Raw genomic sequence first — 1,302 nt, forward strand, 5'->3', positions numbered from 1 at the left:
TGTTCCGCCCCGGGTCTGATGGAGGCTCTCAATCCACGGGAGGATGAGAGTCATGGGAGCACCGAGGAAGTACCCGGAGGAGCTTCGGGAGCGGGCGGTCCGGCTCGCGGTGGAAGCACGCCGCGAGCCGGCAACGAGATCCGGTGCGTTGCGTCGGATCGGTGAGCAACTCGGGATCAATCCGGAGACGTTGCGGAACTGGGTGCAGCAAGCCGAGATCGATGCCGGCGACCGGCCAGGCGTGACCACTGACGACGCGGCCAGGATCGCGGAGTTGGAGCGTGAGGTCCGCGAGCTGCGGCGGGCCAACGCGATCTTGAAGTCGGCGTCGGCTTTCTTCGCGGCGGAGCTCGACCGCCCGTCCAGCAGATGATCACGTTCATCGACCAGCGCAAAGCCGAGTTTGGGGTCGAGCCGATCTGTCGCACGTTGCAGGTCGCCCCGTCGAGCTACTACGCCGCCAAGGCGCGGCCGCCGTCGGCCCGATCGATCAGCGACGCCACTCGCGTCGTCGAGGTGGAGCGGGTACACCGGACGAACTACGGCGTCTATGGCGCCCGGAAGGTGCACGCGCAATTGCATCGGGAAGGCCATCTGATGGCCCGCTGCACCGTTGAACGCCTGATGCGGGTCGCCGGGTTGCAGGGCGTCTCGAAGCGGAAGGGCCCGAAGACGACGGTTCCAGGTCCGGTCGGGGATCGACCCGCGGATCTGGTCCAGCGGGCGTTCACCGCGACCGGCCCGGATCAGCTCTGGGTGGCGGACATCACCTACATCCGCACGTTCTCCGGCTGGGTCTACGCCGCGTTCGTCACCGACGTGTTCTCCCGCCGGATCGTGGGTTGGCAGCTGTCGAGGAACATGCGCACCGATCTCGTCCTGGACGCCCTCGAGATGGGCATCTGGACGAGGCAACGCGAACACCGCGATCTGACGCGACTGATCCATCACAGCGACCGCGGCGTGCAATACCGAGCAATCCGCTACACCGAACGGCTTGCAGAAGCCGGTGCGGTCGCGTCCGTCGGGTCGAAGGGCGACAGCTACGACAACGCGCTCGCGGAGGCGGTGAACTCGATCTTCAAAGCCGAATTGATCCGCCACCGCGGTCCCTGGCGGGGCATCGAGGACCTCGAGATCGCGACCGTCGAGTACATCGACTGGTTCAACCACCGCCGCCTCCACGGCGAACTCGGCATGGTCCCGCCGGTCGAGTTTGAGCACGACCACTACCGGCACAACCCCGCTCCGATTACCGTCGAGGCGGCACTACCGAGCCTCCACTAAATCCGGGGCGGAACA

General features: G+C 66.4%; 1 protein-coding gene and 1 other annotated feature. The gene reads left to right on the forward strand.

Going from position 1 to position 1,302, the window contains the following annotated elements; translation table 11 throughout:
* Nucleotides 1-52: 52 nt before the first annotated feature.
* Nucleotides 53-1,287 (forward strand): IS3 family transposase gene (locus DEI86_RS16270; RefSeq protein WP_258372372.1). Its coding sequence is split into 2 segments (ribosomal slippage): nt 53-332 and nt 332-1,287, totalling 1,236 coding nucleotides; the frame shifts between segments, so codons are not numbered across the junction.
* Nucleotides 331-444 (forward strand) — a sequence feature (AL1L pseudoknot). It overlaps the preceding gene by 114 nt.
* Nucleotides 1,288-1,302: the final 15 nt, after the last annotated feature.

The organism is Curtobacterium sp. MCBD17_028 (assembly GCF_003234875.1).
Taxonomy (GTDB): domain Bacteria; phylum Actinomycetota; class Actinomycetes; order Actinomycetales; family Microbacteriaceae; genus Curtobacterium.